29 protein-coding genes are annotated in these 24,599 nt (G+C 70.3%); 13 read left to right on the top strand and 16 right to left on the bottom strand.

From position 1 onward, the window contains the following. Position 1: 1 nt before the first annotated feature. The 7 genes from ACTIF1_RS25865 to purH all read right to left on the bottom strand — a co-directional run bounded on the left by ACTIF1_RS25865 (position 2) and on the right by purH (position 6,993). Positions 2-1,120, bottom strand: coding sequence for a hypothetical protein (locus ACTIF1_RS25865; RefSeq protein ID WP_439599351.1), 1,119 nt, complete (start codon positions 1,118-1,120; stop codon positions 2-4). Next, positions 1,117-2,367: a NupC/NupG family nucleoside CNT transporter gene (locus ACTIF1_RS25860; protein ID WP_439599350.1), complete on the bottom strand. Its 1,251-nt coding sequence runs from the start codon at positions 2,365-2,367 to the stop codon at positions 1,117-1,119. Before ACTIF1_RS25860 ends, ACTIF1_RS25865 begins: the two co-directional genes overlap by 4 nt. Further along, on the bottom strand, positions 2,364-3,278 hold the full coding sequence (locus ACTIF1_RS25855; RefSeq protein ID WP_439599349.1) for a DNA recombination protein RmuC: 915 nt from the start codon (positions 3,276-3,278) through the stop codon (positions 2,364-2,366). The genes ACTIF1_RS25860 and ACTIF1_RS25855 overlap by 4 nt, the downstream gene beginning before the upstream one ends. 177 nt (positions 3,279-3,455) lie before the next feature. Continuing rightward, a complete protein-coding gene (locus ACTIF1_RS25850; RefSeq protein ID WP_439599348.1) occupies positions 3,456-4,067 on the bottom strand; it encodes a carbonic anhydrase in 612 nt (203 codons plus the stop codon). A 16-nt stretch (positions 4,068-4,083) separates the two neighbouring features. Beyond that, a complete protein-coding gene (locus ACTIF1_RS25845) occupies positions 4,084-4,386 on the bottom strand; it encodes a P-II family nitrogen regulator (protein WP_439599347.1) in 303 nt (100 codons plus the stop codon). 2 nt (positions 4,387-4,388) lie between these two features. Continuing rightward, complete coding sequence (locus ACTIF1_RS25840; RefSeq protein WP_439599346.1) at positions 4,389-5,348, bottom strand: sodium-dependent bicarbonate transport family permease; 960 nt, start codon at positions 5,346-5,348, stop codon at positions 4,389-4,391. Between the two features lie 70 nt (positions 5,349-5,418). Further along, positions 5,419-6,993 carry a bifunctional phosphoribosylaminoimidazolecarboxamide formyltransferase/IMP cyclohydrolase gene (purH, locus tag ACTIF1_RS25835; protein WP_439599345.1) on the bottom strand — a complete coding sequence of 525 codons (1,575 nt, stop codon included), beginning with the start codon at positions 6,991-6,993 and terminating at the stop codon, positions 5,419-5,421. Between the two features lie 150 nt (positions 6,994-7,143). On the opposite strand from purH, the gene ACTIF1_RS25830 reads away from it, so the two are divergent. The 3 genes from ACTIF1_RS25830 (at position 7,144) to ACTIF1_RS25820 (ending at position 9,988) form a co-directional block, all read left to right on the top strand. Then, entirely contained in the window at positions 7,144-7,965 is an 822-nt protein-coding gene (locus ACTIF1_RS25830; protein ID WP_439599344.1) for an NADPH-dependent oxidoreductase, read from the top strand. Positions 7,966-8,100: 135 nt separating this feature from the next. Beyond that, positions 8,101-9,510 carry an adenosylhomocysteinase gene (ahcY, locus tag ACTIF1_RS25825; protein WP_439599343.1) on the top strand — a complete coding sequence of 470 codons (1,410 nt, stop codon included), beginning with the start codon at positions 8,101-8,103 and terminating at the stop codon, positions 9,508-9,510. 130 nt (positions 9,511-9,640) lie between these two features. Then, the gene (locus ACTIF1_RS25820; RefSeq protein ID WP_439599342.1) at positions 9,641-9,988 is read left to right on the top strand and encodes a hypothetical protein; all 348 of its coding nucleotides are present in this window, start codon (positions 9,641-9,643) and stop codon (positions 9,986-9,988) included. A gap of 59 nt (positions 9,989-10,047) precedes the next feature. On the opposite strand, the gene ccmI is transcribed toward ACTIF1_RS25820, so the two are convergent. From ccmI to ACTIF1_RS25785, 7 genes are read right to left on the bottom strand one after another with little or no spacing between them, the layout of a single operon-like run. Next, positions 10,048-10,845: a c-type cytochrome biogenesis protein CcmI gene (gene ccmI / locus ACTIF1_RS25815; protein WP_439599341.1), complete on the bottom strand. Its 798-nt coding sequence runs from the start codon at positions 10,843-10,845 to the stop codon at positions 10,048-10,050. Next, on the bottom strand, positions 10,842-11,324 hold the full coding sequence (locus ACTIF1_RS25810) for a cytochrome c-type biogenesis protein (RefSeq protein ID WP_439599340.1): 483 nt from the start codon (positions 11,322-11,324) through the stop codon (positions 10,842-10,844). Before ACTIF1_RS25810 ends, ccmI begins: the two co-directional genes overlap by 4 nt. After that, positions 11,317-11,880 carry a DsbE family thiol:disulfide interchange protein gene (locus tag ACTIF1_RS25805; protein ID WP_439599339.1) on the bottom strand — a complete coding sequence of 188 codons (564 nt, stop codon included), beginning with the start codon at positions 11,878-11,880 and terminating at the stop codon, positions 11,317-11,319. The genes ACTIF1_RS25810 and ACTIF1_RS25805 overlap by 8 nt, the downstream gene beginning before the upstream one ends. Continuing rightward, a complete protein-coding gene (locus ACTIF1_RS25800) occupies positions 11,877-13,853 on the bottom strand; it encodes a heme lyase CcmF/NrfE family subunit (protein WP_439599338.1) in 1,977 nt (658 codons plus the stop codon). Before ACTIF1_RS25800 ends, ACTIF1_RS25805 begins: the two co-directional genes overlap by 4 nt. Continuing rightward, complete coding sequence (gene ccmE, locus ACTIF1_RS25795) at positions 13,850-14,365, bottom strand: cytochrome c maturation protein CcmE (protein ID WP_439599337.1); 516 nt, start codon at positions 14,363-14,365, stop codon at positions 13,850-13,852. The genes ACTIF1_RS25800 and ccmE overlap by 4 nt, the downstream gene beginning before the upstream one ends. Continuing rightward, complete coding sequence (locus ACTIF1_RS25790) at positions 14,362-14,508, bottom strand: hypothetical protein (RefSeq protein WP_439599336.1); 147 nt, start codon at positions 14,506-14,508, stop codon at positions 14,362-14,364. The genes ccmE and ACTIF1_RS25790 overlap by 4 nt, the downstream gene beginning before the upstream one ends. A 3-nt stretch (positions 14,509-14,511) precedes the next feature. Further along, complete coding sequence (locus tag ACTIF1_RS25785) at positions 14,512-15,306, bottom strand: heme ABC transporter permease (RefSeq protein ID WP_439599335.1); 795 nt, start codon at positions 15,304-15,306, stop codon at positions 14,512-14,514. A gap of 110 nt (positions 15,307-15,416) precedes the next feature. On the opposite strand from ACTIF1_RS25785, the gene ACTIF1_RS25780 reads away from it, so the two are divergent. The 8 genes from ACTIF1_RS25780 to acs all read left to right on the top strand — a co-directional run bounded on the left by ACTIF1_RS25780 (position 15,417) and on the right by acs (position 20,846). Beyond that, the gene (locus ACTIF1_RS25780) at positions 15,417-15,707 is read left to right on the top strand and encodes a YciI family protein (protein WP_439599334.1); all 291 of its coding nucleotides are present in this window, start codon (positions 15,417-15,419) and stop codon (positions 15,705-15,707) included. After that, positions 15,707-16,144, top strand: coding sequence for an EVE domain-containing protein (locus ACTIF1_RS25775; RefSeq protein WP_439599333.1), 438 nt, complete (start codon positions 15,707-15,709; stop codon positions 16,142-16,144). Before ACTIF1_RS25780 ends, ACTIF1_RS25775 begins: the two co-directional genes overlap by 1 nt. A gap of 4 nt (positions 16,145-16,148) precedes the next feature. Continuing rightward, positions 16,149-16,634: a GFA family protein gene (locus ACTIF1_RS25770; protein WP_439599332.1), complete on the top strand. Its 486-nt coding sequence runs from the start codon at positions 16,149-16,151 to the stop codon at positions 16,632-16,634. After that, on the top strand, positions 16,634-16,996 hold the full coding sequence (locus ACTIF1_RS25765) for a Rieske (2Fe-2S) protein (protein ID WP_439599331.1): 363 nt from the start codon (positions 16,634-16,636) through the stop codon (positions 16,994-16,996). Before ACTIF1_RS25770 ends, ACTIF1_RS25765 begins: the two co-directional genes overlap by 1 nt. Before the next feature lie 173 nt (positions 16,997-17,169). Beyond that, the gene (locus ACTIF1_RS25760; protein ID WP_439599330.1) at positions 17,170-18,153 is read left to right on the top strand and encodes a Bug family tripartite tricarboxylate transporter substrate binding protein; all 984 of its coding nucleotides are present in this window, start codon (positions 17,170-17,172) and stop codon (positions 18,151-18,153) included. A gap of 88 nt (positions 18,154-18,241) precedes the next feature. Beyond that, positions 18,242-18,490, top strand: coding sequence for a ribbon-helix-helix domain-containing protein (locus tag ACTIF1_RS25755; RefSeq protein ID WP_439599329.1), 249 nt, complete (start codon positions 18,242-18,244; stop codon positions 18,488-18,490). After that, positions 18,480-18,797, top strand: a complete 318-nt coding sequence (locus ACTIF1_RS25750; protein ID WP_439599328.1) for a type II toxin-antitoxin system RelE/ParE family toxin — start codon at positions 18,480-18,482, stop codon at positions 18,795-18,797. Before ACTIF1_RS25755 ends, ACTIF1_RS25750 begins: the two co-directional genes overlap by 11 nt. 105 nt (positions 18,798-18,902) lie before the next feature. Further along, entirely contained in the window at positions 18,903-20,846 is a 1,944-nt protein-coding gene (gene acs / locus ACTIF1_RS25745; RefSeq protein WP_439599327.1) for an acetate--CoA ligase, read from the top strand. A gap of 9 nt (positions 20,847-20,855) precedes the next feature. Here the strand turns inward: acs and ACTIF1_RS25740 are convergent, their stop codons facing one another. After that, on the bottom strand, positions 20,856-21,563 hold the full coding sequence (locus ACTIF1_RS25740; RefSeq protein WP_439599326.1) for an EAL domain-containing protein: 708 nt from the start codon (positions 21,561-21,563) through the stop codon (positions 20,856-20,858). Between the two features lie 159 nt (positions 21,564-21,722). Here ACTIF1_RS25740 and ACTIF1_RS25735 point away from each other — a divergent pair, with 159 nt between their 5' ends. Further along, positions 21,723-22,925, top strand: coding sequence for an MFS transporter (locus ACTIF1_RS25735; RefSeq protein WP_439599325.1), 1,203 nt, complete (start codon positions 21,723-21,725; stop codon positions 22,923-22,925). A gap of 250 nt (positions 22,926-23,175) precedes the next feature. Here the strand turns inward: ACTIF1_RS25735 and ACTIF1_RS25730 are convergent, their stop codons facing one another. Further along, entirely contained in the window at positions 23,176-23,490 is a 315-nt protein-coding gene (locus ACTIF1_RS25730; RefSeq protein WP_439599324.1) for a DUF1674 domain-containing protein, read from the bottom strand. Between the two features lie 84 nt (positions 23,491-23,574). Between ACTIF1_RS25730 and htpX the strand changes: the two genes are divergently transcribed. Beyond that, positions 23,575-24,504 (top strand): zinc metalloprotease HtpX, encoded by a 930-nt coding sequence (gene htpX, locus ACTIF1_RS25725; protein WP_439599323.1) that lies wholly within the window; start codon positions 23,575-23,577, stop codon positions 24,502-24,504. Positions 24,505-24,599: the final 95 nt, after the last annotated feature.

Raw genomic sequence — 24,599 nt, 5'->3', positions numbered from 1 at the left:
CTCAAGGTGTCCTCCAGGGCAGGTGCCGCCTGCGCCGGCCCTCCAGCGCGACGAAGAGCGCGGCCTCGGCGGCCGCGATATCGGGCAAGGCCCGCAGTACCAGCCTGGCAGGATTGTCCTCCGTGTCGAGTCGCCGCCCGCCGCACAGCGTCAGGCTGCCGGCCCGCTTCGGCGACCAGGGGCGCAAGACGCTTTCGATGGCATCGAGTGGCCAGCTTGTTTCCCGGCCGAGGAGTGGGGTGTGGTCCAGCACGATGACGCGTTGCGTCGTGATGCCGAATCCAGTCCAGGACGCCCTGAACCAGGCCAGGACAGGGGCCAGCAACAGGCAGACGCCAAAGCCGGTCGTCACCACATCGAAGACACCCGTCGCACGCATCAGAAGGAAAAAGGGAAAGAGAAGCAGAAGGATGAAGACGGAACCGAACAGGACGGTGCGGGCGTATCGCACTGGCTCTGGCTGCGCAGCCCAGAGCAGGACCTCATCGGGGCGCAGCCTGGATGCAAAGGCGGCGCCAAGCCGCTCCGGCGGAGGCACCAGGGCATGTTCGCGCCCGATGAGCGGTTTGGGTGCCGCAACCAGCCTATTGATGGCCGCCTGCGCGCCGATATCGTCACGGATCGCGGAGAACTGGACCAGCCATTCATCTGCCCTGTCCGGCTTCTCCCGCGGCTTCGCGCGTAGGATCAGCAGGCGGCCGACGGCATCGGCGCTGGGCTTGTCCGGCCGCTCGGTGCCCCAGATGCTCCAGGGCGGAAAGCTGTGCACGGCACCCGGAAGGCCCAGCCCGGCGAGCACGAGAACCCGACGATCCGTGACGGCGTAGATCGTGCGGAGCCTTCGCAGCAGTTGGTAGGGAAAAAACAGGCTCGTCGCCGTCGTCACGGCCATGAACAGAAGCCGGATCGCCCTCCGCGTCGCCGGGTCATGAACCGGGACGTCGTTGATCGTCATCAGGGCGTTGGGATTCGGCCTGGCGATGAGCATCAGCAGGAAAAAGCCGAGCAATGAGATGAAGACGGCCCAGCCGAGCCCTTTGGTGGGATGCGGCCGACCATGCCAGCGGATCTCCTCCCCCGGCTGCAGGGCGTCCCGCAGGGCGGCCGGCGCCCCCCTCACGGCACGGTCAACATCCCCACCACCGCCCCCGTCATGCAGCAGGCGATGGTCGCCGCCACCAGCGCCGGCAGGCCGAGCTTCACGATATCCGCCCGCCGCTCCGGGCACATCGTCACCATGCCGCCCAGCATGATGCCGACCGAGGCGAAGTTGGTGAAGCCGCAGAGCGCATAGGTCAGGATCAGCCGCGACCTTTCGCTCAGCCCCAGCCCGCCGGATTGCGCCAGTTCGAGATAGGCGACGAATTCATTCACCACCGTCTTGGTGCCGAGCGAGGCGGCCACCGTGGCGGCGCTCTCGGCCGGGATGCCCATGGCGAAGGCGAGCGGCCAGAACAGCACGGCGAAGATGTTTTGCAGCGTCAGCCCGGTGACGGGCTCCAGCACCATGTTCACCAGCGCCACCAGCGCCACGAAGACGATCAGCATGGCCATGATGCCGAGCAGCAATTGCAGCCCATCCATCGTGCCGCGCACCAGCGCCTCCATGCTGCTGTCATAGAGGCGCGGCGCCTCGGCGGCTTCCGCCGCATCCACGGCCTCGCCCGGCTTCGGCGGCATCATCAGCAGGGCGGCGACGATGGAGGCGGGTGCGGCGATCAGCGAGGCCACCAGCAATTGCCCCGCCGCATCCGGCACCACTTGGGCGATCATCAGCGCATAGACCACCAGCATATTGCCGCTGATGGTGGCGAGGCCTGCCGTCATCACCACGAACATCTCGCTGACCGTCAGCCGCGCCAGCCAGGGGCGGATCAGCAGTGGCGCCTCCACCATGCCGACGAAGACATTGGCGGCGACGGAGAAGCCGGTGGCGCCGCCGATGCCGAGCGTGCGCGTCAGCCCCTTCGCCAGCAGCGCGACCACGAAGGGCAGGATGCGCCAGTGATACAGCAGGGCGGAGAGCGCGCCGACGACCAGCACCAGCGGCAGCGCCTGGAAGAACAGGATGAAGGCGGCGCCGGGAAAGGGCTCCGCGAAGGGAAGTGGCCCGCCGCCGAGATAGCCGAAGACCAGCGTGGTGCCGGCCCGCGTCGCCACCGCCAGGGCATCCACCACGCGGCCCAGCGCCGCGAAGGCGGCACGCAGCGGCGGGATATGCAGCAGCGCGGCGGCCAGCACCACCTGCAAGGCAAGCCCTGCCAGGATCACGCGCCGAGGCACGCCGGGACGGCACCCGCCGAGCGCCCAGGCCAGCGCCGTCAGCGCCAGCAGGCCGAGGCCGGATTGGAGTTGCAGGGCACTCATTCGGCCACCCTCGCCACCGTCACATCCGGAATATCCAGCGCGCGGATCGCCTCGCTGCGGCGGATGATCTTCTCCGCCGTGATCTCGATGTCCCGCACATCCTGCTGCATATTCGCGAAGTGGCCGCGCAGGGCGCCGATGCGGCGCTCCAGCCGCGCGGTGTCCTCGGCCAGCGCCTCCACCTCATGCCGGATGCGCCGCGCCTCGTCCTGCAGCCGGGCGTCGCGCAGCAGCCCGCGCATGGTGTTCAGCACGGCCCAGAGGCTGGAGGGCCCCACGATATGCACGCCGCGCCGCGCGGCTTCAGCGACCAGGTCGGCATGCGCGGCATGCAGCGTGGCGTGCACGGCCTCGGAGGGCAGGAACATCAGCGCGCCCTCCGCCGTCTCGCCGGGGATCAGATATTTCTGGGAGATATCGGCGACATGCTTGCGGATATCGGCGGTGAAGCGGCGGGTGGCGGCGAGGCGCGCGGCGGCGTCGGGCGCGTCCTGCATCGCGGCCCAGGCCTCCAGCGGGAACTTGCTGTCCACAGCGATGGGGCCGGGGGGAAAGGGCAGGCGGATCAGGCAGTCGCAGCGCGTGCCGTTGGACAGCGTGTGCTGCCAGGCGAAGCCGGAGGGCGGCAGCCGGTCCGCCACCAGGTCGCGCAGCTGCACCTCCCCCATCGCGCCGCGCGCCTGCTTGTTGCCGAGCACGGCGGCCAGCGAGGTCACCTGGCTGCCCAGCGCCTCGATATTCTGCCGCGCGGCGTCGATCACCGAAAGGCGCTGCTGGATGGCGGCGGCGCTGGCCTGGCTGCGCTCCGCGGCGGCATCCAGGCGGCTGCCCAGGGCGCGCTCCTGCTCCCGCATCCGGTCCTCGGAGAGGCGGGCGAGGCGATCCTGGGCGGCGGCCAGCGCCTCCATCATCGCCCCCAGCCGCGCCAGCTCCTCCCCCCGCCGGCCGCGCAGGGCGGCCAGCAGCAGCAGCAGGGCAAGGCCCAGTGCGCCGCCGATGAGCGCAAGCGGCAGCCAGTCAGGCAGGCGGAACCCTTTCGCGAATCGGGATGCGAGGCCGCCAGCTTCGCATCCCGGCGCGGCCGCTGGCTATGCCGCGGCGAATTCCCCGTCCGCGCCCATCACCATCAGCCGCCCCGTCGCCACGCCGAAATGCGCGCCCTGCAGGGTCAGCCGGCCTTCCGCCACCGCTTCCGCCACCCAGGGGAAGGTCATCAGGTTGGCGAGGGAGACGCGCACCGCCTCCAGCTCGCAGGCCTCCTGCTGCGCCTGCTCCACCGGCACGCATTCCAGCACGCGGCGGCGCGCCTCGGCGGCGATGCTCATCCAGATCGGCACGAAGTCGCGCGCCTCCGGCGGGGCGCCGCGCAGCAGGGCGGCGACGCCGCCGCACATGGCATGGCCCATCACGACGAGCTGGGAGACCTTCAGCACCCGCACGCCGAATTCCAGCGCGGCGCTGGTGCCGTGGAAATCGCTGTCCGGCGCATAGGGCGGCACCAGGTTGGCCACGTTGCGCACCACGAAAAGCTCACCCGGGCCCGCGCCAAAAATCACGGCGGGGTCCACGCGGCTGTCGGAGCAGGCGATGATCATCGTGTGCGGGCTCTGGCCGCGGGCGGCCAGGTCTTCGAAACGCGCGCGCTCCTGCGGCCAGGTCTCGGCGCGGAAGCGGCGGTAGCCGTCGAGGAGCCTCTGCATCGGTCGGGGGTCCTGGCTAGAAATGATCGGCGCGCAGCACGGTGCAGTCGGTGATGCTGACGATGGCGGGGCGGGCGCCCAGCAGTTCCTCGCGCGCCTCCATCACCCGCGCCACCACCGCCTCCCCCGTGATGCAGAGGATGACGACATTGTCGAGCACGCCGGACAGGTCGCCGCCCTGGCGCAGGCCCTGGCGGCCGCGCCCGGCCAGCACGGGCAGCATGGTCCAGCCGGTGGCGCCCAGACGGTCCAGCAGGTCCGTCACCTCCGCCGCGCGAACGCGTTCGACGACGATCTCGATGCGCTTGCGCTCGTGCATGTTCAGCCCACCGCCAGCTTCACCCAGAGCGGAATGCCCAGGAGGATGTTGAAGGGGAAGGAGACGGCGACGGAGAGGGTGACATAGACCCCGGCATCTGCGCGCGGCAGTGCCAGGCGCATGGCGGCCGGCACGGCGATATAGCTGGCGGAGCCCGCCAGGACCGCCATCAGCGCCACCCCGCCCGGCGAGAGGCCGATGGCCTGCCCGCCCAGCAGCCCGGCTGCGCCGCCCAGCAGCGGCATGGCCAGGCCGAAGCCGACCAGCCCCCAGGACAGGCCGCGCCCGCCGGCGCGCAGCTGGCGCACCGCCATCAGCCCCATCTCCAGCAGGAACAGGCAGAGCGCGCCGGGGAACAGCGCCTCGGTGAAGGGGGCCAGCTGCTGGCGGCCGGGGGCGCCGGCCAGGAAGCCGATCAGGAAGCTGCCGAGCAGCAGCACCACCGGCCCGTTCAGCAGCACCTCATGCGCCAGTTTTCGCGCGTCCAGCCGGGGTTGCCCGGCGCCGGCGCCCATCCGCGCCAGCAGCAGGGCGGTGAGGATGGCCGGCGTCTCCATGGCGGCCAGGATGGCGGGCATGAAGCCCTCCTGCGCCACGCCCAGCGTCGCCAGCGTGCCGGCGGCGGCGGCATAGGTGACGACGGAGACGGAGCCGTAATGCGCCGAGATCGCCGCCGCCGTCTCACGCTCCAGCCGCAGGGCACCGCGCAGGAACAGGAAGGCCGGCAGCGGCAGCAGGAAGGACAGGCCGACGCCCAGCGCCAGCGCGGCCCAGAGCCCCTCGGACGCGCCGGGGCTGGCGAGCGCCGCGCCGCCCTTCAGGCCGATGGCGACCATCAGGTAGATCGACAGGGCGCGCGCCAGGGCCTCCGGCACCGAGAGATCGGCGCGCAGCAGCCCGGCGGCGAAGCCCAGGGCGAAGAACATGACGGGCGGCGGGATGAAGGAGAGGAGATCGGTCACGGGCCGCCATCTGCCGGAACGACCCGGCCGCGGGAAGCGCCCGGCCGGGTCTTTATGAAGGTTTTGTCATCTAGTGGCGGAAATGCCGCATGCCGGTGAAGACCATGGCGAGGCCGGCCTTGTCGGCCGCCGCGATCACCTCGGCATCCCGCATCGACCCGCCGGGCTGGATCACCGCCGTGGCGCCGGCGGCCGCCGCCGTCTCCAGCCCGTCCGCGAAGGGGAAGAAGGCGTCGGAGGCGACGACGGAGCCTTCCGCCAGCGGCCGGTCGAGACCCGCCGCCTTGGCCGCGGCCTCCGACTTCCAGGCGGCGATGCGGGAGGATTCGACGCGGTTCATCTGCCCGGCGCCAATGCCCACCGTGGCCAGGCCCTTGGCATAGACGATGGCATTGGACTTCACGTGCTTGCAGACGCGGAAGGCGAAGAGCAGGTCTTCCAGCTCCTGCTGCGTCGGCTGCCGCTGGGTCACCACCTTCAGCTGCTCCCGCGTCACCCGCCCGGCATCGCGCGACTGCGCCAGGAAGCCGCCGGCCACCGACTTGAAGGTGCGCCCCGGCGCCGCCGGATCGGGCAACGCGCCGGTCAGCAACAAACGAAGGTTCTTCTTGCGGGCGAAGATGGCGCGGGCGGCGGCGTCGGCATCGGGGGCGACGACCACCTCGGTGAAGATCGCGGTGATGCGCTCCGCGGCCTCGGCATCCAGCACGCGGTTGGCGGCGACGATGCCGCCGAAGGCGGAGACCGGGTCGCAGCGCAGCGCGGCATCCCAGGCGGCGCCCAGGTTCGCGGCCTCGGCCACGCCGCAGGGATTGGCGTGCTTGACGATGACGATGGCCGGCTGGTCGAACTCGGCGACGCATTCGAAGGCGGCGTCGGTGTCGTTCAGGTTGTTGTAGGACAGTTCCTTGCCCTGGATCTGCGCGGCGGTGGCCAGGCCCGGGCGCAGGCTGCCATCGGTGTAGAAGCCGGCGCGCTGGTGCGGGTTCTCGCCGTAGCGCAGCGTCTGGCGCAGCAGGCCGGCGGTGGCCAGGCGCTGCGGGAATTCCTCCCCATTCTGCTCCGCGAACCAGGTGCTGATGGCGGCGTCATAGGCGGCCGTGCGGGCATAGGCCGCCTGGGCGAGGCGGCGGCGGAGCGCCAGCGTGGTGCCGCCGGCGGCGAGTTCCCCCTGCACCTCCAGCAGCTGCGCCGGCTCGGTGATGACGACGACGGAGGAAAAGTTCTTGGCGGCGGAGCGGATCATGGCCGGGCCGCCGATGTCGATATTCTCGATGCAGTCCTCGAAGCTGGCGCCCTTCGCGACCGTCGCCTCGAAGGGGTAGAGGTTCACCGCCACCAGGTCGATCGGCGCGATGGCGTGTTCCTGCATCTGCGCCAGATGCTCCGGCAGGTCGCGCCGCCCGAGCAGCCCGCCATGCACCTGGGGCACCAGCGTCTTCACGCGGCCGTCCAGGATCTCGGGGAAGCCGGAATGCTCCGCCACGTCCTTCACCGGGATGCCGGCGATGCGCAGCGCCTGGGCGGTGCCGCCGGTGGAGAGGATCTCCGCCCCATGGGCCACCAGCATGCGGGCGAATTCGACGATTCCGGTCTTGTCGGAGACCGAGAGCAGGGCGCGGCGCACCGGGGTCATGTCGGACATGGGGAAGGGACCTGGTTGCATGTGGGGCCGGGTATGGACCCGCCGCAGTGCAGCATCAACCGATCCCGCTGCGAGGCTGCCCTGCGGTGCGATATTGCCCGGGCCGCGGCCGCGGGTTACGCGCCCTCCATCACCCGCAGGAGACGCCGCATGGACCAGGCCCCGATCGACACCGTCCGCGCCCGCTACGGCGCCGGCGCCGGCCCGGACCAGGCGCTGGAGGTGACCAACCCGGTGCTGGAGACGCTGCTGGGCCACCGCTCCATCCGCAGTTTCACCGACCAGAAGCTGGCGCCGGGCACGCTGGAGACGATTGTGGCGGCCGCGCAATCGGCGCCCACCTCCTCCAACCTGCAGGCCTGGTCGGTGGTGGCGGTGGAGGATGAGGCGCGGCGCAACCGCCTGGCCGACCTCTCGGGCCGCCAGGGCTTCATCCGCCAGGCGCCGCTGTTCCTGTGCTGGATCGCCGACAATTCCCGGCTGATCCGGCTGGGGGAGGCGCATCAGCGCAAGATGGAAGGGCTGGACTACCTGGAATCCTTCATGGTGGCGCTGGTGGATGCGGCACTGGCCGCGCAGAACGCGCTGGTGGCCGCGGAATCGCTCGGACTCGGCACCGTCTATGTCGGCCAGCTGCGGCAGCACCCCGAAAAGGTCTCGGCCGAGCTGAACCTGCCGCCCAATGCCTTCGCGTGTTTTGGCATGGCGGTCGGCCACCCGGCGGTGCAGGGCGCGGTGAAGCCGCGGCTGCCGCAATCGCTGGTGCTGCACCGGGAACAGTACAGGGTGGCGGAGGAACAGAGCGCCATTGCCGGCTACGACCAGGCGCTGGGCGATTTTTCCGTGGCGCAGGGCATGGGCCAGCAGGACTGGACCCAACGCATGATGAGCCGCGTCGGCACCGCGGCCGGGCTTTCGGGGCGCGATCGGATGCGGGAGGCGCTGACGGCGCTGGGCTTTCCGCTGAAGTAGCCTGGCCGCCTCCGAAACGAGCAGGTATGGCCAAGATATAAAGATATCCTTATGAGTGGCGGGAAACGCTTGGCCTGACGGCGCGCCCATGCTACGCGCCGCGGGCCAAGTCAGACGCGACCCAAAGGATTTTCCATGCCCGACGCCGCCGGCCAGGACTTCATCGTCAAGGACCTTTCCCTCGCCGCCTGGGGCCGCAAGGAAATCAACATGGCCGAGGACGAGATGCCCGGCCTGATGGCGGTGCGCGCCGAATACGGCGCCGCGCAGCCGCTGAAGGGCGCCCGCATCGCCGGCTGCCTGCACATGACCATCCAGACCGCCGTGCTGATCGAGACGCTGAAGCATCTCGGCGCCGATGTCCGCTGGTCCTCCTGCAACATCTTCTCCACCCAGGACCACGCCGCGGCCGCCATCGCCGCCGCCGGCACGCCGGTCTTCGCCATCAAGGGCGAGACGCTGACGGAATACTGGGACTATGTGCAGAAGACGCTGGAGTGGGGCGACGGCGGCACCCCGAACGTGCTGCTGGACGACGGCGGCGACATGACGCTGCTGGTGCATTACGGCCTGCGCGCCGAGCAGGGCGACACCGCCTTCCTCGAGAAGCCGACCAATGAGGAAGAGGAAGTCTTCTTCGCCCTCATCAAGAAGCTGGTGAAGACGAAGCCGGGCTGGTTCGCCCAGCTGGCCAAGTCGATCGTCGGTGTCTCCGAGGAGACCACGACCGGCGTGCACCGCCTCTATGTGATGGCCAAGGAAGGCAAGCTGCTGTTCCCGGCGATCAACGTGAACGACAGCGTCACCAAGTCGAAGTTCGACAACCTCTATGGCTGCCGCGAGTCGCTGGTGGATGCGATCCGCCGCGGCACCGACGTGATGATGGCCGGCAAGGTCGCGATGGTCGCGGGCTTCGGCGATGTGGGCAAGGGCTCCGCCGCCAGCCTGCGCAATGCCGGCTGCCGCGTCATGGTCTCCGAGGTCGATCCGATCTGCGCGCTGCAGGCGGCGATGGAGGGCTACCAGGTGGTGACCATGGAGGATGCCGCGCCGGTGGCCGATATCTTCGTCACCGCCACGGGCAATGTGGACGTCATCACCGCCGACCACATGCGCGCCATGAAGCACCGCGCCATCGTCTGCAACATCGGCCACTTCGACAGCGAGATCCAGGTCGCCGCCCTGCGCAACTACAAGTGGGACAATGTGAAGCCGCAGGTCGACGAGATCGAGTTCCCGACCGGCAAGCGCATCATCCTGCTCTCCGAGGGCCGGCTGGTGAACCTGGGCAATGCCACGGGCCACCCCTCCTTCGTCATGTCCGCCAGCTTCACCAACCAGACGCTGGCGCAGATCGAGCTCTGGGCGAACCCCGGCAAGTACGAGAAGAAGGTCTATGTGCTGCCGAAGCACCTGGACGAGAAGGTGGCGGCGCTGCACCTGGCCAAGGTCGGCGCCAAGCTGACCAAGATCACCAAGCAGCAGGCCGACTATATCGGCGTGCCGGAGCAGGGCCCCTTCAAGGCCGAGCAGTACCGCTACTGACCCCGAAAGCCCTCCCCCGCTCGCGGGGGAGGGTTGGGTGGGGGTTCGGTGCCCGCGCCCGTCCAAATCCCCTTGCATCCTCCCCTGCCGCGGACACAAATGCGCGCAACGCCTGATTGAGGTTGCCGCCATGTGGGTCTGGTTCGTCGTCGCCGTCGTCTTCCTGTTCCTGCTCGGCCGTTTCCTGCAGGAGAATGCCGCCACCACCCGGTCCCGCCCGGCGGCGCTGGTCGGCACGCTGGCGGATGGCGCCGCGCTGGTCTGCTTCACCCTCGGCGTCTTCGGGTTGCTGGTGGCGCTGGTGCTCGGCGTCTTCAGCGGGCATGGCCCGCGGCTGGCGGGCGAAAGCCTGGAGGCCACCTTGATCTGGAGCGGCGCCTTTATCCTTGCCGGGCTGGTGCTGCTGCTGGCCAGCGGCGGCATCCGCCGCCTGGGCGGGCGCGGCGCGCCGGCTGCGGCGGTGCGCGCGGGGCACTGAGGGCCTGCTCGAACGCGTTGTCCAGGTCGCCTTGCGAAGCCGCAAGGCTTGAAACTGCTTCAGGGCAGCGTCTGCAGCTGCCCCTGCACCACGCTGCGCCAGGGCGCCTCGGCCGGCGCGTCCGCCAGCAGGGATTGCCAGATGCGGCGCGCATTCTCGGCGCGGCCGGCGCGGGCTTCCGCCAGGCCTGACAGGAAGCGCAGCCGCGGCTCCTGCGGCGAGGAACCCAGCGCGCGGGCGATGAGGGCGGCCGCCGCCTCGGTCTCGCCGCGCTCGATCTCCAGCTCCGCCAGGTCGCCGGCCAGCTCGCCGTCGAAGCGGGCCGCCAGCGCGGTGCGATAGGCCGCGGCCGCCTCCGCCAGCCGGCCGCGGGACCTTTCGGCATTGCCGAGCAGAACCTGGCCCTGCCGGCCCATCTCGCTGCCGGGGTCCAGCGCGCCGACGCGGGTGCGCAGCAGCTCCAGCATGCGGTCCTCGGCCTCGGCCATCCGCTGGCGCTCGGCGAAGGGCACGGCGGGCATGTCCGGCGTGCCGCGCACCAGATACAGGCCGAGCGCCGCGGCGGGCAGCAGGAAGACGAGCGCCGCGAGCACCGCCGGCGTGCGGCCGGGCGCGCCGATATCCGAGGCATCGCCGGGGGCGGAGAGGATGCGGCGCTGCACCTCCAGCCGCGCCGCCTGGTGCTGGGCGGGGTCGAGGCGGCCGGCCTCTGCCTCCCGGTCCAGCTCCGCAAGCTGCGCCTGATACAGCGCGAGATCCGCCTCGGCGCGGCCGCGCAGGCGGGAGGGGCGGATCAGCCCCCAGGCAAGCGGTGCCAAGGCGAGGACCGTGAGGCCACCGAGCAGAAGCCAGATCACGCCCTGTTTCCGTCATTGAATTTGATCGCGGCCTCGATCTCGGCGAGGCGGCGCTGTTCCTCCGCGCTGAGCGGCGCGGGGGGTGGCACGCCGGCGGTGCCGCGGCGGGCCAGCAGGATGAGGCCGAAGCCCACCAGCAGGGCCACCAGCGGCGTGGCCCAGAGAATCAGGGTGTTCCAGGCGAAGGGCGGCCGCAGCAGCACGAAGTCGCCGTAGCGGGCGTGCAGGAAGTCCTTCACCTGCGCGTCGCTGTCGCCGGCGGTGATGCGTTCGCGCACCAGCAGGCGCAGGTCGCGCGCCAGGCCGACCTCGCTGTCCTCGATCGACTGGTTCTGGCAGACCATGCAGCGGATTTCGCGGCCCAGCGCGCGGGCCCGCTCCTCCTGCGCCGCATCGGGCAGCATGTCGGCGGGGCTGGTGACCGCGGCGGCCGGCAGCGGCAGGAGCAGGACCAGGAGGACGAGCCAGACCCTACGCATGGCGACGGAGCAAAATGCGCAAATCCTGTTCCAGCACCTCGTCGGTGATCGGCCCGGCATAGCGCCAGCGAATGATCCCTTGCGCATCCAGCAGATAGCTTTCCGGCACGCCATAGACGCCCCAGTCGATCGCCACGCGGCCCGGCACGTCCTGCGCCAGGCGGGCAAAGGGGTTGCCGTGGCGGCGGATGAACTGGAGGCTGTCGGGCGCGCGGTCCTTGTAGGCGATGCCGAAGACCGGCACGCCTTCGCGCGACAGCTTCATCAGCTGCGGATGCTCGATGATGCAGGGCACGCACCAGCTGGCCCAGAAATTCACCAGCACCGGCCGGCCCAGGCCGCGCAGATCGGCGGCGCCGAAACTCTCGACGCCCGAGTCCGGCAGCGCCGGCAGGTCGAAGGCCGGCGGCGCCTGGCCGATCAGGGCGGAGGGCACGCCGCGCGGATTATAGGCGCCGGAACGCTGGCGCTGCAGCGCCGTGTAGAAGCCGACACCGCCCGCCGCGGCGATGGCGAAGGGCGCGGCCAGCAGCAGGCGGCGGCTGGTCGGCGTCATGCGCGCGCCGCCGCGCCGCGGATGGCCGCGCGATTGGGGGCGGAGACGCGCACCCGGCGATCGGCCAGCGAGAGCCCGCCGCCGAGCGCCATCACCGCCGCGCCCAGCCAGATCCAGGGCGCCAGCAGGTTGTAGTGCAGGCGGATCACGGCGCGGCCGGTGGCGGCATCCTCCTCCCCGATCACGGCATAGAGGTCGGCCATCAGGTTGGTGTGGATCGCGACCTCGGTGGTGTTCATGCGGGCGACGGGGAAGAAGCGGCGGGCGGGCTGCATGACGCGCAGTTCGCGTCCGTCGCGCAGCAGGGTGATATGGGCGCGGCGCGCGGTCCAGTTCGGCCCGACCTCGTCCCGCACGCCATCGAGCCGCCATTCATAGCCGGCGAGCGTGGTGGATTCGCCGGCGGCCAGCGAGACCAGCCGTTCCTGCGCCAGCCCCATGCCGGCGATGCCGGCCGCGGTGATGCCGATGCCGGCATGGGCGATGGCCGCCCCCCAGGCCGCGCGCGGCAGGCCCTTGGCGCGGTTGAAGGCATTCCCGAGGTTGGTGCGGAACAGCGCGGTCCGGTCCGCGATATCGGCAAAGGCCGCGCCGATCACCCAGGCGGCGAAGGCAAAGCCCACGGCCGGCAGCACCTTCTGGCCGGAAGCCAGCAGCGCCACGAAGAAGGCCGCGAAACCGATGACGGCGACCCACCACAGCTTCATCACGACGGAGGCCAGCTGCGCCCGCTTCCAGGGCATCAGCGGCCCCGCCGCCATGGCCAGCAGCAGCGGCACCACCAGCGGAAAGCTGGCCGAATTGAAGAAGGGCGGCCCCACCGAGACCTTGGTGCCGAAGAGCGCATCCGCGAACAGCGGCCAGAGCGTGCCGACGAAGACCACCGCCGTGATCGAGCAGACCAGCAGGTTGTTCAGCACGATCGCGCCTTCGCGCGACACCGGCGCGAAGATGCCCGTGGGAATCATCGCCCGCGCGCGGATCGCGAAGAGCAGGAAGGCGCCCGCCAGGTAGAACATCAGCAGGCCCAGGATGAAGAGGCCGCGCTCCGGGTCATTGGCGAAGGAATGCACGGAATTCAGCACGCCGGAGCGCACCAGGAAGGTGCCGAGCAGGGACATGCCGAAGGCGATGATCGCCAGCAGGATGGTCCAGGTCTTCAGCGCCTCCCGCTTCTCCACCACGATGGCGGAATGCAGCAGGGCGGTGCCGATCAGCCAGGGCAGCAGGGAGGCGTTCTCGACCGGGTCCCAGAACCAGTAGCCGCCCCAGCCGAGCTCGTAATAGGCCCACCAGGAGCCCAGCGCGATGCCGAGCGTCAGGAAGGACCAGGCGGCCAGCGACCAGGGCCGTACCCACCGGCCCCAGGCGGCATCGACCCGGCCCTCGATCAGCGCGGCGATGGCGAAGGCGAAGGTGACGGCGTAGCCGACATAGCCGAGGTAGAGCAGCGGCGGATGCATCGCCAGCCCGATATCCTGCAGGATCGGGTTCAGCCCCTGCCCATCCGGCGCCGGCGGCCACATTCTCTCAAATGGATTCGACGTTCGGATCGTGAAGGCGAGGAAGCCGACGGAGATCAGGCCGAGCACGCCCAGAACGCGGGCGCGGAGCGCCGTCGGCAATTCGCGGCCAAAGGCCGAGACAGCCGCGCCGCAGATGGCCAGAATCAGGATCCAGAGCAGGAGAGAACCCTCGTGGTTCCCCCAGGTGCCGGTGATCTTGTACAGCATCGGCTTGGCCGAATGGCTGTTCTGCACGACGTTCACCACCGTCGTGTCGTTGATCGCATAGGAATAGATCAGGCAGCCGAAGGCGGTGGCGATGGCCAGGCATTGGCCCAGCGCCAGCGGCGCGCCCACCGCCATCATCCGCCCGTTGCGCATCTCCGCCCCCAGCAGGGGCAGGATCGCCTGCGCCAAAGCCAGGATCAGCCCGAGCGCCAGGGCATAGTGGCCGAGTTCCGCGATCATGATCCGCTGCCCGTCCGCGCCGGCTGAAGCGTGTTCCAGGTGGCGGCCGGCGGCGGCGTGCCCTGTTCGGGCTGCCAATGGCCGGCGCGCTTCAGCGCATCCGCGACCTCGGGCGGCATATAGGTCTCGTCGTGGCGGGCCAGCACCTCCGTGGCGCGGAACATCCCGTCCAGCCCCAGCCGGCCAGCGGTGACCACGCCCTGGCCTTCCCGGAACAGGTCCGGCAGCACGCCCTGGTAGGTGACGGGCACGGCATGCGCGCCATCGGTCACGCGGAAGCGCACGGTGGGCCTTGCGCCTGCGGCCGCTTCCTCCCGCTCCACGCTGCCGGCCTCGACCAGCCCGCCGAGGCGGAAGGCGCGCTCCGGCGCCGGACGCTCCGCCATGATGTCGGAGGGGGAGCGGAAGAAGACAATATTGTCCTGGAAGGCCGTCAGCGTCAGGGCCGTGGCGCTGCCGACCCCGATGGCACAGAGCAGCAGGATCCAGAGTCGCCGGCGCTTGCGGTTCATGGTTTCGTCTCGCTCCGCGGATCGAGTTGCTGCAGCCGCGCAGCTGCCCGGCGCTGCCGGAGAACCGCAAAGGTGGCCAGGCCGCCGAACACCAGCAGCGTGCCGGCCCAGGATACCGAGATATGGATCCAATGGCTTGTCATGGATCAAGCCACCGGCGCGGCATCGGCGCGGCGGGCGCGGGCCGTCTCCAGCCCGCGGATGCGGCGTTCCATCACCGCGGCGCGCGTGCGCGCCAGAACCACGGCGCCGAAGAGCAGCGAAAAGCCGAGGGCGCAGACCAGGAGAGGAAAAAGCATGTCCACATGCATGCCCGGCGCGTTCAGCCGGGTGACGCTGGCCGGCTGGTGCAGCGTGTTCCACCAGTCGACGGAGAATTTCACGATCGGCAGGTTCACCAGCCCGACCAGAGCCAGGATGGCGCCCGCCCGCGCCCCGCGATCGGACTCGTCGAAGGCCCGCACCAGGGCGGCGTGGCCGAGCCACAGGAAAAACAGCACCAGCACGCTGGTCAGCCGCGCATCCCAGACCCACCAGGTGCCCCACATGGGCTTGCCCCAGAGGCTGCCGGTGGCGAGGCAGAGCGCGGTGACGGCGGCACCCACCGGCGACAGCTCCCGCGCCGCGAGGTCGGCCAGCGGATGCCGCCAGATCAGCGACATCAGGGACAGGATGCCGAGGCCCAGATAGCCGCCCATGGCCAGCCAGGCCATCGGCACATGGACATACATGATGCGGACCGTCTCGCCCTGCTGCCAATCGGCCGGGGCGAAGCCCAGCGCCCAGGCGGTGCCCCAGCCAGTGACGCCGAGCGCCAGCGCCCAGAGCCAGGGCATGATCCGCCCCGTCATCCGCAGGAAGCGCCCCGGATTGGCAAAGCGGTGCAGGGACCGCGCACCCGCTGGCGGGGCGGCGATGGGCTGGCCCGCTTGGCGGGGCATGAGGGGTCTGGCGTCCACGCCCCTAGACTAGGGGTGGATGGCCTCGGATTGAAGCGGGAGACGGAGGGCGTTACGTCTGATTCTCGCAACCTCGCCGCCGGGAGACCGCCATGCTCTTCGCCATCAGCTGCACCGACAAGCCCAATTCCCTGGAACTGCGCCTGGCCACGCGCCCGACCCACCTGGAATACCTGAAGTCCCAGATGGCCGGCTTCGTCGTGGTCGGCCCGGTGCTGGACGCCGAGGGCAAGCCCTGCGGCAGCCTGCTGGTGGTGGAGGCCGAGGACCAGGCCGCCGCCGAGGCCCTGGCCGCCGGCGACCCCTATGCCAAGGCCGGCCTCTTCGAGACGGTGACGATCCGCCCCTTCCGCATGGTGTTCAAGGACGGGGCGATGGTGTGATGGCACCCGCACGCCAGTACTGGCTTGTGAAGTCGGAGCCGGACGCCTTTTCCTGGGACCAGCAGGTGGCAAACGGCACCGAGCCCTGGACCGGCGTGCGCAACCACATGGCCAAGGCGAACCTCGCCGCCATGAAGAAGGGCGACCTCGCCTTCTTCTACCACTCCAATATCGGCAAGGAGATTGTCGGCGTGGTGGAGGTGGCGCGGGAGGCCTATCCCGACCCCAGCGTGGAACCCGGCACCAAGGGGGGCTGGGTCTGCGTCGACATGAAGGCGGTGGGGCCCATGCCGAAGCCGGTGACCCTGGCCGAGATCAAGGCGGACCCGGATTTTGCCGAGCTCGCCCTGGTGCGGATGTCGCGGCTTTCGGTGATGCCGGTCTCGGCCGCGCACTGGAAGAAGCTCTGCAAGCTCGGCGGCTGGAAGGGGAAGTAGCGCCATGCGCCTGGAGGGATCCTGCCACTGCGGCAAGGTTCGGTTTCGCTGCGATTCGGGACAACCCTATCCCTACCAGCGCTGCTACTGCTCGATCTGCCGCAAGACGCAGGGCGGGGGCGGCTATGCCATCAACATCTCGGGCGATGCCGCCACGCTGAAGGTCCGCGGCGCGAAGCATGTGAAGGTCTATAACGCCCGGCTGCGCGAACCGGGCCAGCGAACCCGCAAAAGCCCCGGGCAGCGAAACTTCTGCGGCGAATGCGGCAGCGCGCTCTGGCTTTTCGACCCCCGCTGGCCGGAGCTGGTGCATCCCTTCGCCTCCGCCATCGACAGCGAATTGCCGGTGCCGCCGGAGCACACGCATCTGCTGCTCGGCTCCAAGGCCGGCTGGGTGGAGCCCTGCTTCGCCAAGGGCGACCGGCGCCACAAGGGTTATCCGAAGGAAAGCATCGCCGAATGGCATGCGCGGCTGGGGCTGGAAAGCTGATGGGCGAGGTGGCGTCGGATGAGCGGGTGCTCTGCCTGCTGGAAGAGATTCCGGATGGCGAAAGCCGCGGCTTCAGCCCGGCGGCGGGCGCTTTCACCGGCCTTTTCGCGATCCGCCGCGGCGCCCAGGTTTTTGTTTACGTGAATTCCTGCCCGCATGTCGGGCTGCCGCTGGATCCGGCGCCGCATCGCTTCCTGGATGCCAAGCGGACGGCGATCATCTGCTCGGCGCATGGCGCCCGCTTCGGGATCGAGGACGGGCTCTGCACCTCCGGCCCCTGCTATGGGGAGAGCCTGGAATCGGTGCCGGCGCGGGTGGATGCGGCGGGGCGCGTGATCGTGCCAGCGGAGGCCGGGCTCTAGGCAGGCCCCTCGCCGCGCCAGGACTGGAAATGGATTATTTTTCTCCCATTTGACTCACGAGGCCTTGTTCGTGGAAAAAACTTCCATGAACAGCGCCGTTTCTCCGACCGGTCCGCGATGTCGCCCCTCTGCCGGCCATCGCCTGTCCTGCCCCTGACCCTCGGAGATTCGCCATGACCTTCGCCCCCTCCCGGCGGCTGCTGCTGCAGACCCTTGCCTTCGCCAGCGCGCCGGCCGTTTTGCGCGCCCAAAGCCCCTATCCGGACCGGCCGATCCGGCTGATCGTCCCCTGGCCGCCCGGCGGCGCGGTGGACCAGCTGGCGCGCGCCGTGCAGCAGGCGCTGGGCGCCGAGCTCGGCCAGCCGCTGGTCATCGAGAATATCGGCGGCGCCTCCGGCCGCGTCGGCGGCCAGGCGGTGGCGCGCGCTGCCGCGGATGGCCATACGCTGCTGCTGGCCAACGACACCTTTGCGGCGACGGAGGCGCTGCCGGTGGCGGGCGCGCCCTCCCTCCGCCAGGCGCTGCGGCCGGTGACGCGGATCGTCACGGCGGAGCATGGCTTCTTCACCCATCCGCGCTCGGGCCTGAAGACCATCCAGGATTTCGCCGCGGCCGCCCGGGCGCGGCCCGGGGCGCTGAATGTCGGCGTGCCGGGCATCGGCGCCTCCCAGCACCTGACCAGCGAGCTGCTGCTGCGCGCGGCCGGCGGGCTGCGGGTGGAGCATGTGCCCTATCGCGGCGGCGGGCCGGTGCTGCAGGACCTTCTGGCGGGGAATATCGATGTCGGCGTGGTCACCTTCTCCGCCGGCGTGCCGCATGCGCGCGAGCGGACGCTGGTGCCGCTGTTCGTCACCAGCGCGGCGCGGCCCGCCGCGGTGCCGGAGGTGCCGACAGCCGCGGAGACCATCGCGCCGGGCTTCGTGCAGGATACCTGGATCGGCCTGTTTGCCCCGACCGCCACGCCGGCGGCGGTGACGGACCGGCTGCACCAGGCGGTGCGCGCCATCCTGGCCGATGCGGCGGTGCGGGAGCGGTTGGCGGGGCTGGGCTTCTACCCCTCCGGCCTCGGCCCGGAGGCCTTCGCGGGGCAATTCGACAGCACCGTCACCACCTTCGCCGGCATCGCGCGGGACCGGGGGATCAGGGCGGAGAGCTAGGTTTCCGTCGTCACCTGCCGGTGCGGTATGATAGCTTCATACCGCACTGCAGATGGAGCTCCTCATGGCCGCGGCCCAGAAACGCACCGTGAGCCTGCCCCCCGATCAGGCGCGCTACATGGATGAGCTGGTCGCCGGCGGCGGCTATGCCTCGGCCAGCGAGGTGGTCCGCGCCGGCCTCCGTGCGCTGCGTGAGCGTGATGCCGCGGTGGAACGCTGGCTTCGGGACGAGGTGGCCCCGGTTTACGACGCCATGCAGGCCGATCCCGGCCGGGCACTCGATGCTGATGAGGTGGATGCCGCCATGCAGGCGCATCACGCCGCGCGTGGCGCATAGGGTCGTCTTCGCGCCCGAAGCCCTGGATGATCTTCGCGGCCTCTACGACCTCATTGCCGATGCCTCGCTGCCGGCGCGGGCTCTGGCTTATGTGCAGGGGCTGCGGCGGTTTTGCCTTGGGCTGGCCGAATTTCCCGAACGTGGCACGCGCCGCGACGCCATCCGCCCCGGGCTGCGCACTTTGGGCTATCGGCGGCGGGTGACGGTCGCCTTCCATGTCACGGGGACGGCGGTGGTCATCGATCGCCTCCTCTATGGCGGCCGCGACCTGGAAGGCCTGTTGGGCGAGGAGGATGCCGAGTGGTGAGGCCCGCCGCGCGGTTGACGCATCTCATAGCCGCGTGCCCCATTCATCTCTATGAACCGGCCAGCAGGCCGGACGAGCTGCGCCTAAAGAATGCGGGGGAGCCCAATGACCGAGACCACGCTGATCGCCGTGAAACCCGAGATCGCCGCCCGCGCCCATGTGGATGAGGCCAGCTACAAGGCGATGTATGCGGAGGCCGCCCAAAGCCCCGACGCCTTCTGGGCGAAGGAGGCGCAGCGCATCGCCTGGATGCAGGCGCCGACGAAGATCAAGAACGTCGACTTCGGCGGCACCTCCGGCAAGGTTTCGATCAAGTGGTTCGAGGATGGATTGCTGAATGCCTCCGTCTCCTGCCTCGACCGGCATCTGGCGACGCGCGGCGACCAGGTGGCGATCATCTGGGAAGGCGACGATCCCGCCAGCGACGCCAAGGTGACCTACCGGGAGCTTCATGCCCGCGTCTGCCAGCTGGCGAACGCCATGCGCGGCCTGGGCGTGCAGAAGGGCGATCGCGTCTGCATCTACCTGCCGATGATCGTGGAGGCCGCGGTCGCCATGCTGGCCTGCGCGCGGATCGGCGCCGTGCATTCCATCGTCTTCGGCGGCTTCTCGCCCGATAGCCTGGCGTCGCGCATCCAGGATTCGGATTGCGTGCTGCTGATCACCGCCGATGAGGGCCGGCGCGGTGGCCGCAAGGTGCCGCTGAAGGCCAATGCCGATGAGGCGCTGAAGACCTGCCCCTCCATCCGCCATGTCATCGTGGCCCAGAACACCGGCGGCGCCGTGCAGATGGTTGAGGGCCGCGACCATTGGTGGTCGGACGCCTGCGACACCCAGCCGGAAACCGCGGAGCCGGAGAGGATGAATGCGGAGGACCCGCTCTTCATCCTCTATACCAGCGGCAGCACCGGCAAGCCGAAGGGCGTGCTGCACACCACCGGCGGCTACATGGTCTGGGCCAGCTTCACCCACCAGAACGTCTTCGACTATCGGGACGGCGAGATCTACTGGTGCACGGCCGATGTCGGCTGGGTCACCGGGCACACCTATATCGTCTATGGCCCGCTCGCGAATGGCGCGACGACGCTGATGTTCGAGGGCGTGCCGAACTACCCGAACGTCTCCCGCTTCTGGGAGGTGATCGACAAGCACCAGGTCAATATCTTCTACACCGCCCCCACCGCCATCCGCGCCCTGATGCGGGAGGGTGAGGCGCCGGTGAAGAAGACCAGCCGCAAGTCGCTTCGCATCCTCGGTTCCGTGGGCGAGCCGATCAATCCGGAAGCCTGGCTCTGGTACTATCGCAATGTGGGCGATGAGCGCTGCCCGATCGTCGATACCTGGTGGCAGACGGAAACCGGCGGCATCCTGATCTCGCCGCTGCCCGGCGCCACGGCCCAGAAGCCGGGCTCCGCCACCCTGCCGCTGCCGGGCGTGCGGCCGGCGCTGGTGGACAATGACGGCACGCTGCTGGAAGGCGCCACCGAAGGCAATCTGGTGCTGCTGGACAGCTGGCCGGGCCAGATGCGGACGGTCTATGGCGACCATGACCGCTTCGTGCAGACCTATTTTTCGACGTTCAAGGGCACGTACTTCACCGGCGACGGCGCCCGGCGCGATGCCGACGGCTATTACTGGATCACCGGGCGCGTCGATGACGTGATCAATGTCGCGGGCCACCGCATGGGCACGGCGGAGGTCGAATCCGCCCTGGTCGCGCATCCCAAGGTGGCGGAGGCGGCCGTGGTCGGCATGCCGCACGACATCAAGGGCCAGGGCATCTACGCCTATGTCACGCTGAAGACCGGCGAGGAGCCCTCCGAGGCGCTGCGCAAGGAGCTGGTCGCCTGGGTCCGCAAGGAGATCGGCCCCATCGCCAGCCCCGACGCCATCCAATGGGCGCCGGGCCTGCCCAAGACGCGCTCCGGCAAGATCATGCGCCGAATCCTGCGCAAGATCGCGGCGAATGAGACGGAGGCCTTGGGCGATACCTCGACGCTCGCGGATCCCGGCGTGGTGCAGGACCTAGTGGAGAACCGGGTGCGGTAGGGGTCTGCCTCAGGGCACCACCGGCACCGGCAGCGCGCCGATCGCGGGCTTGGCGAAGAGATAGCCCTGCATGGCGCGCACGCCGAGGCGGCGGAGCGCCGCCAGCTCGCCGCGGGTCTCGATGCCCTCCACCACGGGCGCCATGCCAAAGGCCTGGAGCTGCTCCAGCGTCTCCCGCACCCGCTCGAAGCGGGCCTCGTCCTGGTCGAGGCCCATGATGACCTCCCGCGCGATCTTGGCGCCATCCGGGCGCCAGACCATCAGCAGCGGGATCCGCGCATGGCCGGTGCCGACATCATCCAGCGCAATGCGCAGGCCGCGCCGTTGCAGCGCGGTCAGGGACCGGGCCAGCGCCTCCGGATCCTCCACCGGCTCCATCTCGCTGATCTCGAAGACCAGGCGGTTCACCGGGAAGCCCATCGCCTCCGCCTCCGCCACCGTATGGGCGGCGCAGAAGTCCGGCTGGCCGATGCAGCCGGGGTAGATGTTCAGGGTGAGGGAGGCGGTGGTGGCGGGCAGGCCCAGGCGCAGCGCCTCCGCCACCGCGCAGCGGCGGATCTCGGCATCGACGCGGTAGCGATCCGCCGGCGCGATCCCCTCCAGCACGCTGCCGGCCGATTCCCCACCCACCCCGCGGACCAGTGCCTCCTGCGCCAGGGTCAGGCCGGTCTCCACATCGACAATGGGCTGGAAGGCAGTGGCGAAACGGGGGGTCACGCGGGTTCCGATGCGATGGGTCTGTCCAGGAACTGGAAACATGTGCACAAATTTTGCTTTACCGCCACCACCCGAGGGTTTCATCCGTTTCGCGCCGCCCGGCAGGGTTGCGTCCGGCGCGGTTGTCCCCGACGCCGCCTGGCCGCAGCATGAGCCGGCATGGCCGAACCTCCCCCCGAGCGGCTCCCCCCTGATCGGCAAGCTCAGGGCCGGGGGGAGACGCGCCGCCTGATCCTCGTCCTCGGCCTGGCCTGCCTGGCCTCCAATTTGGCGACGCGCGCCTTCGACCCGCTGGTGGGCGTCCTGGCGCGGGATTTCGCGGCCAGCCCGGCCACCATCGCCCTGCTGTCGACCGCTTTCGCCCTGCCCTATGCGCTGGTGCAGCCGGTGCTGGGGCCGGTGGGCGATGCGGTGGGCAAGCGCCGGGTGATCCGGATCTGCCTGATGGGCCTGGCCCTGGCCCTGGCGGTGGCGGCGCTGGCGCCGGACCTCACCGCGCTCACCCTGCTGCGCATCCTGGCCGGCGCCGCGGCGGGCGGCATCTTTCCGCTGGCGATCGCCGCCATCGGCGACCATGTGCCGATGGAACGCCGCCAGGTGGCGCTGTCCCGGCTGCTGGTGGCCGGGCTGACCGGATCCTCCGGCGGCGCGCTGCTCTCCGCGGCGCTGGAGCCCTGGATCGGCTGGCGCGGCGTCACCCTGGTCTGCGCCGCCGCGGCGCTCGCCGCCCTGCCCATGCTGCGCGACGACCGCGCCCGGCCGGAGCCGCGCGGGCCGCGGCTGAACCTGGGCGATGCGCTGCGCCGCTACCGGCAGATCATCGCCCAGCCGGCGGCGCGCGTGCTCTACGCCTGCGTCTTCCTGGAAGGCATGCTGATCTTCGGCATCTTCCCCTTCATCGCGCCCCTGCTGGCGGAGCGCGGCCAGGGCGGCGTGGCGGAGGCCGGCTTCGCCGTCGCCGCCTTCGGCATCGGCGGCTTCGTCTTCGCGGCCCTCGCCGGGCTGATGCTGCGCCGCATGGGGCAGTCGCGCATGGTGCTGCTGGGCGGCGGCCTGGCCGGCATCGGGCTGGGCCTGCAGGCGGTGGCGCCCCTGGCGGCGGTGCTGGTGGCGGGCAGCCTGCTGCTCGGCCTCGGCTTCTACATGATGCACAGCTCCATCCAGACCCGGGTGACGGAGGTGGCGCCGATGGCGCGCGGCAGCGCGGTGGCGCTGCATGCCTTCAGCTTCTTCCTCGGCCAGTCACTGGGCCCTGCCGCGATGGGTGCCGGGCGGGCGGCGCTGGGCCCGGAATGGGCCCTGGCGGCGGCCGGGATCGGCGTTCTGGGCCTCGGCATCTGGCTGTCCCGACGCGGCCGCTGAGCGGGCGCGGGGCGGATGTTCCGGTTCGCGATTCGCCCCCCTTTCGGAACACAGGGTGAATCGGGGGTCACCCGGCCTTGCGGGCTGCGTTTCGAATCAACTACCTGACCCGAGTCGCGCGAACGAATCGATGACCCGGCGATTCCGTTCTCCCGCCACAAGACCTGGGGGGTGCCAGGACGCCACCCCACAAGCGCGTTCCCCGAGTCGCGTCCGAGTCGCGGCCGAGTCGCGGAACACGCCGCGACGGTCAGAAGTCGCTGACGCGACCCTTGTGTTCCCAGTCCCCGAAGCGCGTCGGCTCCGGCCCCTTCGGCCCGCCGATCTCCGGCGGCAGGGCCAGGCGCATCGGCTTCTCGGAGGGCGGATCGCCGATCGGCTGCGGCGGAAGCTCGCCCGGCAGCGGCGGCTCACTGTCCGGCGGCGGCTGCGTGGGCGGCTGTTCCGGCACTGGCTGGCCGGGCGGTGCGCCCGGCGCATCGGAGGGCGGCAGCGGCACCTGCTGCGCGCGGAGGGGATCGGTCTGGGGCAGGGGGACCTGCGCCTCGTGATTCGCGTTGCTCATGCCCCACATGTAGGTCGTCCCTGGCTGTGTGCCGAGACAAACGCGGCACGGGCGCGGAAGATCGCCCCGAAGACTGGAGGCAAGATGAGCGGCTACCTGAAGACGGCGATCCTGCTGGCGGGCCTCACCGCCCTCTTTGTCGGTGTCGGCTTCCTGATCGGCGGCCAGCAGGGCATGGTCATCGCCTTCCTCCTCGCCTGCGGCATGAACGTCTTCGCCTGGTGGAACAGCGACCGCATGCTGCTGCGGATGCACAACGCCCAGCCGATCGGGCCGAACGACGCGCCGCGCCTGTTCCAGATGACCCAGCAACTGGCCCGCAACGCCGGCATCCCCATGCCGGCGCTCTATGTCATCCACGAGGACCAGCCCAATGCCTTCGCCACCGGCCGCAGCCCGGACCGCGCGGCCGTCGCCCTGAACACCGGTCTGCTGGACATGATGCCGGAACGGGAGGTGGCGGGCGTGATCGCCCACGAACTCGCGCATATCCGGAACCGCGACACCCTCATCATGACCATGACGGCGACCATCGCCGGCGCCATCGGCATGCTGGCGCAATTCGGCTTCCTCTTCGGCCGCGGCGACAACCGCCAGAACCCCTTCGGCCCGATCGGCGCCATCCTGATGATCGTCCTGGCACCGATCGCCGCCATGGTCGTGCAGATGGCGATCAGCCGGTCCCGCGAATACGAGGCCGACCGCATCGGCGCCGAGATCGCCGGCGACCCCGAAGGCCTGGCCTCCGCCCTGCTGCACCTCGAAGGCTACAAGGCCGGCCGGGTGAACCAGGCCGCCGAGGCCAACCCCGCCACGGCGCATATGTTCATCATCAACCCGCTGTCCGGCCTGCGGATGGACGGCCTCTTCTCCACCCACCCGAAAACCGAAAACCGCGTCGCCGCCCTGCGCGCCCTGTCCACCCGCATGGGCCCACCCCCAACGCCGCCACGCCCCCCCACAGGCCCCTGGAGCAACCCCCCTCCCACAACCCGCCGCAACCCATGGGGCTGAGCCGGGCTCAGCGTCCCGGAGGCGCGAGCCTCGGCTGGCGGGGTAGGTGAGGTTGCGCCCGTGGATTGCGGGGAGGGCTCTGCCCTCCCCGCACC

It is taken from the genome of Falsiroseomonas sp. (assembly GCF_051860665.1).
Taxonomy (GTDB): Bacteria; Pseudomonadota; Alphaproteobacteria; order Acetobacterales; family Acetobacteraceae; genus Falsiroseomonas.
The sequence above is the reverse complement of the archived record's forward strand: the minus strand, read 5'-3'. Positions and strand labels throughout refer to the sequence as shown.